The following is a 7,178-nucleotide window of genomic DNA, read 5'->3' as shown; positions in this document are numbered from 1 at the left end:
CTGAAAAACACATAAATTCATCAAAAACATTCACAGGAATAGAAAAAAAATTACTCAAATGAGAAACTTCTTTGGCTAAATAAAAATCATTTAAACCATCAAAAAAAATATGTTGATAATTATGACTAGCTAAAAAATTAGAAATATTTGTTTCTTTTCTAATAGGAGAATTAGGAATAGTTGCCTCTAAAATAATTATTTTTGGACGAAAATTTTGCCAATCATGACCTAAGATTACTTTTTCTTCCCAACCTTCTACATCGATTTTTAAAAAATCAATAGGTTGATTTACATACTGGCGACAAATATCCTCTAATGTTTTTATATCAACAGGATATTCATAAACAGAAAAACCATTTTTTTGTGCTAACTTTTCCGCCATTTCACCGTCAAAAGTTGATAATCCGGTATCTAATAATTCATGAAAATTTAATTGCCCTTCTTGGTCACTAATGGCTATATTAAGGTTAATATCATTAGGTCGATCATTTTTTAGTAATTGAAAAAATTTAGACACTGGTTCAATATTAATACCTCTCCATCCTTTTTCATAAAAAGCCTTAGTCACGGAATCATAAATGGGATGATGAGCACCAATATCAATATAAAAGCCTTTTTCTTGATCTTTAAATATACGATTTAATAAAACATCTTCAAAATTTTGTGAATAAGAAATAAACATGATTTTTAGTTAAAATTTTATTTTTTATTGTTTATAAACTACTAATGTAATTCCTAATATAATGAATCCTAAACCAATAATAAGGTTGATAGGAATAGTCTCATGAAAGATAAAATAACTTAGGAATACGGAAAAAACATAAATTCAAGAGATAGGAGGAGCAGCTATACTTATATCAACTCTTGTCAGTAAAAGTATATAAGCAATTGATTCAATACTATAACAACTTAATCCGATTAAAAATTATTGGGCTATTTTTTCCATTCAATATGACCATTAATATTATTTCTTTCAAATACATCTAAGATTTCTGCACAAAAATTCATCGTTTGAATATCATCAATTGACTTCGCTTTTTCATAAAGTCTGATAAACATTTTTTTTCCTGTTTCTGTTTGATTATAATTTTTTTTCTGGAAGTTATGAATAGAACATAAAGTTTGACCATTTTCAATCGTTGCTTCTCCACCTTGATCTTTTGGTTTTATATGATCAACGTGTAATTCTACTCCATCTTTTAAGCCTCTACCACACATAACACATCTATAATTATCTCTTGCTAAAATTTCTTTTTTTTGCTTTTCCGAAAAATCCTGTAAGTTTTTACTTTGAACTAAATTAGTATCAAATCGATATACTCCTTTCGCAACTTTGATTAATAATCCTTGTTGATGAAGTTTTCTAATTTGCCTATCTGGATCTCTAAATATTTCTCCTGTTCTTTTTTTATACTCTTGTGTCACCCAATCAACAACTTCAGGATGCTTAATATCTCTTAATGGATGATTTTTAAAATATTCCATCACAATCTCTGATTGAGTAATTTTTTTCATAACTTTTATGTAAATAATAAACTTCCTACTTCATCAATAATTCTATTTTTAGCTAACTCGCAATATTGTTCATCTAATTCAACACCTACAGCTCTCCTTTTTGTGTTTTCTGCAACGATTAATGTTGTTCCGCTACCGGCAAATGGATCAAAAACTAAATCATTTTGATAACTAAATAACTTAATAGCTCGTAATGGTAATTCTTTAGGAAATGGGGCAGGATGTCCTATTCTTTTTTTACTTTCACCATTAAAAACCCATAATCCATTTGTCCATTCCATAAACTCTTGTTTGGTAATATCACTAATTTTTGTTCCCGCAGTTTTTTTCCAATCTTCCTTATACAAAATAACAATTAATTCCACAGGTGCAATAACATGAGGTGCAGAAGCAGACATCCATGATCCCCAGGCCGTCCTTCTTGAGATGTTACCCTCATTCCAAATTATAGTCGAGTGATATTTCCAACCTACATCTTGGGCTATTTTGGTTAAATCTGAACCAACACTACGATGACCACCTTTATTTTTATCTAAAGGGATATTTAACAAGAATCTACCTTGTTTTTTTGTCCACTTATAACAGTTAGACATCCACTGAAAAGAAAATTCTAAGTACCGATCATAAGATAGTTGATCATCGTTAGAGTTATACTCTATGCCAACATTATATGGTGGAGATGTAACAATTAAGTCTATAAATTCTGTTGTAAAAAGATTAGGATTAAGACTGTTACCATGTATTAATGTAATGTTTTTATGTTTAAAATATTCTTTGTATTCCTGTTTTGATTCCTTTATTATACTCATTTTTATTTTGAACACCAATTTAACAATCTTATAATTCCATGTTAGATTAAATTTTCATCAAATACTAACACAGGCCGTGTGCGTAGCGTGACGTTGGCATCGCTGCTATGTAATCTGTGTAAAAATAGGTTTTTCATAAAGTAGTTAATTTATATATAGCGGAATGTGGATTTCATACTTTCACCTAATCCTAATTTTTGCAAACGTTTTACATATCTTTTTCCAGCATTTATGGGGGAATAATCAGTAGCTATTTTTTGTTTTCCGGCTAAAGCAATTTGTTTAGTTTCAAAAGAATTTTCTACCATTTTTTGCATAATCCAAGCGGCATGATTTAAGTCAGGTTTTGCCCATTTTTGTCCTTGCGCAAAAGGGTATTCATCTGGTTTTAAAGAAACTAATTTATAATCCACTGGAAAACCTGTTTGTTGATTAATAAAATCACAGTTACCTGAATAATTAGTAGCAATTACTGGTTTACCTAACAACATTGCTTCTGCTAAAGTGTAACCAAAACCTTCAGAACAATGTAGCGATACATAACAGTCACAACAATTCATTAAAGCCATAACCTCACTATGACTTAAATATTCATTAATAACAATAATATCCTCTTCTCCATCAATTATTTCTAACAATTTTTGATAATTTTTATTATGAGCATCATAACCTCTACTTTTAATTACTAAAGCAGTGGAAATATTTGATTTTTGATGACGAAAAGCCATTCTATAGGCGGTGATAACATCTTTGGGATTTTTACGACTGGAAAAAGAACTAAAATCAAAATTAAAATGAAATAAAAATTTCTCTTTTGGAAGATTAAAATATTCCCTTTTAACGACATTAAAATCTGTCATAACTACTGCCGGTGGCATACACAAAACAGGAAGAGAAAGTTTAGCTTGTAATGATTTTTGTACAAAATTAGAGCCAACCCAAACTTCATCAATATCTTGATAATTTGCTACCCATTCTTGAGGAAATTTACTTAATTCCCAATAAGGAATATTAATAACAAATTCAGGTTTATTACTATATTGTTTAACCTGCTGTTTCGCTATTTTTAATTGATCTGCATTAACTTGATAAATATGTATAGGGGAGGTTATTTTTGAAACCAGTAAATTTTCTACTTGAGAATCATTTTGTCGATCAAAGTTATTATTAATATGATAACCTTCAACAGAGATATTAGTTGTTTTTAAACTTTTAATAACCATTCTACCAGCTTGTCCTACTCCCGTTTCTGTTTTGAGATAACCAATAACATTAACTAGAGATGTAGAATTTTTTTCTGGTAAGCAAAGAGATTTATAACGACTAAATTTTAGGTGAATACTATCTAAAATTGGTTGTAAAAAATAACTATCAATTTGATTTTCTTCGGCTGTTTCTAAAAACCAAAAAGTATATCTTTTTTTATCTTCACTATTATTTAAGATATTATAATTAGCTTGTAAATCTGAACGAAACTCCCAGAATAAAACCATTAAATTAGTTAAAGGAAAATCTAAAGAATTATTATTAAAACTAAGATTAAATTGATTCAAGTAATCAGGAAAAGAAATAAAAGGATTTTCATACCAAATATTTTTTAATTTTCGATATAGTTGTCTAATGATAGTCGGAATCAAAACGCCATTATTAAAATTACTATAATAATATTTAGGGGCAATGTTATTGGGAAAATTATAATATTTTAGCTTAGAGATATAATCATCAATTAATTCTTGTAAATCTTCAGATAAATTGCCATTAAAAGCATTGGTATGTTTTGATAATCTTTGATTATTATTAATATTAATGCCACTAAAATGAAAGAAAACTAAAGGTTTATTATCAACAAACCAAGTTTGCTCTTTTTTTGCTAAATTTCTTTGTAACAAATTCCAATAAGCAACATTAATATTAGTGTCTTTTAAAATTTTAACTTTATTATAAAAAGCAGGTAATAAATCAACAAATTTTTGATCGACAAAAATCCCATTATGTTGTTCATTTACACAATAAAAACGTAACTTTCTTCCCCACCAATGCAAAAAATTAATTACTTGATTACTGTTACTTACCGCAATGAATCCTAAGTTATAAATTCCCGATTGCATTACTCCAATATCTCCGGGATAAGCGTCTTCTTCTGAGGGTTTTGTAATATGAGGAGTAATAACAAAATCCGAATCATTATCTAAGGCTGAAAATACTGATTCCATTGGAGAAAATAGCTCAATATCAGGATCTAAATAAACAACTTGTTCAAAATTATACTTCTCAATTAATAACTGCATCATGAAGGGTTTTACCGCAGTATTAAACTCCATAATATCATAACGAAAAGCAAAGTCATAAAAATGAGGAATATTTAATTTTTCAGCTTCTATAATTGTTACATTTTCCATTTCTAAAGGAAAGAGAGAATTTTCCTTATCAGCTAAACATAAAAAAAGTTCAGATTCAGGATGATATTTTTGAAGAGAGTTAAATAATATTCTGACATAAGGAAAATAATTATTTGAGCAAATACTCATAATTGCCCTTTTTTTATGATGAAGAGATTTTTTTGTAGATATAGTGAGATTACTGTTCATTTTTCATTGATAATTATAATAAGTTAAGGTTAACTTTCTTTTATAAGGTTAAAACAATACAACATCATAGGATACTTTGGATCAAATAAAAATACTATTAAGTTAAGGTTTGATCTTATTAATTCATAGGCGATCGCCACCCTCCAACTCATAAGCATATTATTTTCCCAACACATATTTTGGTTAATTTGTCAAGGGAGAAGTTCTAATAATATGTTAATGGCTAATATCTGTAATAAAATTGTTTGTTTTACATCTTGCAAATTAATATGTTTAGTGATAAGATGAAATAAAGAAGAAAGGCATAAAATAAAAAATATAATTTTAAAAGAAAAAATATACTTATTTTAAATTAATAAAAATTTCGTAAAGCTATATTTATCAATATATATAAGCTTTGTTACTTAATATTTTATCATTTTTGATATTTTTTTTATTCTTAAATTATCATAACTACTGTGAAAGAGCCACAATTATTTAATACCATGATTTAACCAATGAACAATCAAAAACTGTTGCAACCTATTTTACGTCAGTTTGCTCTTGGCAAGGAATTTGAAGCCCAAATGGGAGAAATTTTCGGCGAAAATAGTTCCTTTGATTTTCTACAACAACAGTGGCTCAATGGAAGCGAGGTATTACCAACTGTCGAGATAGTTAGTTCATCGGTTATTAATGGTGCATTGGGGGCTTATTCTCAACAAACAAAAATTATTTACTTATCTCAAGAGTTAATTGGTAGTAATAATAAAGATTTAATCACTAAAGTTTTACTAGAAGAATACGGACACTATATTGATAGTCAAGTCAATTTAATAGATTCACGAGGAGATGAAGGAGAATTATTTTCAGCTTTTGTGAGAGGAGAAATTATAACCGCAGAAAAAATAGCAAGAATAAAACAAGAAAATGACAATTTTGACATTCTTGTAAATGGACAAACTCTTCAAATTGAAGCGTCGGGGAGCATTTCAGCAAATGGTGTTAACAGAATTAGAGAAGGGATTGATGGAGTTTTAGGTGGTTTACAAAACACCTTATATCAAAGACTATTAAGTAATACTGTTGTTAAATCAGTATTTGGAGATGGATTAGAAAATTCATCCATAAACAGTAACTTACAATATCTTGATAGTGTTCGCTTAAAACTGAGTGGGATTGCAGTAAAAGACTATTTACCTTCTGAGTTAGTTACGACAATTAATGGAATTTTAAATGGTACAGGAGCAACAATTAGTTATTCGAGTACGACTAATGAATTTAATTTGTCATTTACAAAATCAAATACAAATTCTTTAGCCATTGACACAAATTTAGGAATTCCCACAGTCGGATTAAATTTTACGGGAAATCTCAGTTTAACAACCGGTTTTACGGGGGGAATTAATTTTAGTGCTGTAGGAGATTCTTTTAGCCTTAAGCCAACTACAGCTAAAGAACTAACCTTTACATTAAGTGCCAAAAACTCTAGTAATTTGAACGGAAAATTAGGATTTCTTAATTTAACGGCAGGAAATAATGGTAGTAATAATGCTCTTTTTTCAGATTTTACCTTATCAGCAGACGTAAATGGTAGTGGTGGCATTGAAAATATTAGTCCGACAGCAAATTTAAAAGTCAATTCTCTTTTAAATTTAGGGGGCGGTTCGTCTCTTCCCAATTTTAAAACAAATCTAGTTTTTGATGCTAATAATCCAACTTTACAATTCAAAGATGTCAAACTAGGTTTAAGTTCAGTATTAGGAACAGTTAATCCTTTTATAACCAAAATAAAAGGGATTACAGACCAATTTAAGCCACTACTAGACTTTCTAAGTAAACCACTTCCAGTATTAGATAAACTAGGAGTCAATTACTCATTATTAGATTTAGCTGAAACCCCGATATTTAAAGCCTACGCCGCGAGCCAGGGACTCCCCCCCATCGATACAAGTTTTATTAAGAGCCTAACAACAGTAACCAATATCATTAATACCCTCGGTAACCTTAGCGTAGCAGGAGATGTACCCCTAGGTAATTTTAGTTTAAATAACCTCAGCCAATTTAATCCCAACTTAGATTTTAGTAAGTCAAGTAATATTGTTAACCTTAGTGATTTTGTCAACGGACTTAATTCGGCGAAAACTCAATTTGATAATGCTATAGAACCCATTTGGTATCTTAGGAAACTGCTAGTCTTTTCAACATTAGTCGGATAAAACATAATTTCATCTTTTGTGTGGAATTAATTAATGTTCTTTAAAAATTTTTGACCAAATTCTTACAT

At 29.0% G+C, this 7,178-nt stretch carries 5 protein-coding genes; 1 reads left to right on the top strand and 4 read right to left on the bottom strand.

The window, feature by feature from the left end; all coding sequences use genetic code 11:
* From FWJ34_RS16800 to FWJ34_RS16785, 4 genes are all read right to left on the bottom strand, one after another.
* The coding region (locus tag FWJ34_RS16800) for an FkbM family methyltransferase (protein WP_308256497.1) at positions 1-682 on the bottom strand (682 nt) is incomplete at its 3' end.
* Positions 683-933: 251 nt separating this feature from the next.
* Complete coding sequence (locus FWJ34_RS16795) at positions 934-1,515, bottom strand: HNH endonuclease (protein WP_308256496.1); 582 nt, start codon at positions 1,513-1,515, stop codon at positions 934-936.
* Between the two features lie 5 nt (positions 1,516-1,520).
* The gene (locus tag FWJ34_RS16790) at positions 1,521-2,324 is read right to left on the bottom strand and encodes a site-specific DNA-methyltransferase (RefSeq protein WP_308256495.1); all 804 of its coding nucleotides are present in this window, start codon (positions 2,322-2,324) and stop codon (positions 1,521-1,523) included.
* Positions 2,325-2,473: 149 nt separating this feature from the next.
* Complete coding sequence (locus tag FWJ34_RS16785) at positions 2,474-4,912, bottom strand: glycosyltransferase (protein WP_308256494.1); 2,439 nt, start codon at positions 4,910-4,912, stop codon at positions 2,474-2,476.
* 497 nt (positions 4,913-5,409) lie between these two features.
* Here FWJ34_RS16785 and FWJ34_RS16780 point away from each other — a divergent pair, with 497 nt between their 5' ends.
* Positions 5,410-7,110, top strand: a complete 1,701-nt coding sequence (locus FWJ34_RS16780) for a hypothetical protein (RefSeq protein WP_308256493.1) — start codon at positions 5,410-5,412, stop codon at positions 7,108-7,110.
* The last annotated feature ends 68 nt before the right edge of the window (positions 7,111-7,178 follow it).

Origin of the sequence: Geminocystis sp. GBBB08 (assembly GCF_016743215.1) — a bacterium.
Classification (GTDB): domain Bacteria; phylum Cyanobacteriota; class Cyanobacteriia; order Cyanobacteriales; family Cyanobacteriaceae; genus Geminocystis.
This window is presented reverse-complemented; position numbering and strand designations above follow the sequence as displayed.